At 38.0% G+C, this 632-nt stretch carries 1 pseudogene; it reads right to left on the bottom strand.

From position 1 onward, the window contains the following. Nucleotides 1-290 (bottom strand): annotated as a pseudogene (locus AC1DRF_RS31320) (hypothetical protein); the annotation flags it as partial. Nucleotides 291-632 lie beyond the last annotated feature (342 nt).

Here is a 632-nt window from a genome sequence, read left to right as displayed (position 1 = left end):
ATCCAAAGCCAGCTGCCGTCTTTAAATAAAAATTGCTGCAGCCGCTGCGAAAATAAAAAAAAGAGCCAAGGCAAAGCAGAAACAAGGATGGGAATGACGCCGGAGCCGTTTTTTTCTTTAGTCATTCGGTAATACACTTTTCGCAAAATAGCGCTGTCTAGCGTAAGGTAAAGCTGCCGGATTTCTTCCATTTCCGCTAATTCATCAATTTCTTCTGCGTTTTGGTTTTGATGAGCTGCTTTTTTCAGTTTAAGGTAGACTTTATGAGCATCGCCGCGCAGTGAAAACATATACCAGCCTCCCGCATATTGTTTCGTCTTCTTTAACAGAGTTTGCAGGTGCATGTAAATATATACAAAAAGTTTCGTGATACGAAAGGATAAGAAAAAAGAAGTGAAAGCGTAAATCATTAGTAGAAAATAAGAGGAAACAGCTGATTTTCGCCCTTTTTAGGCACCTTTACACATCAAGTAGCAGCACATATACTAATAAAAGAACAATTAGTTACCTAGGTAAATAAAATGAAAGGTGAGGTGGGAAAAGTGAATAACTTGGTGTTTCATGAGCTTCATCAAAAGTCTAGATTGTCTATTAAAGAAGTAAATGAAGTGTTAAAAGCGTACGGGCTATAC

It is taken from the genome of Priestia sp. P5_B4 (assembly GCF_056400385.1).
Note: the sequence above shows the minus strand (reverse complement) of the source record. Positions and strands in the feature narration are given on the sequence as shown.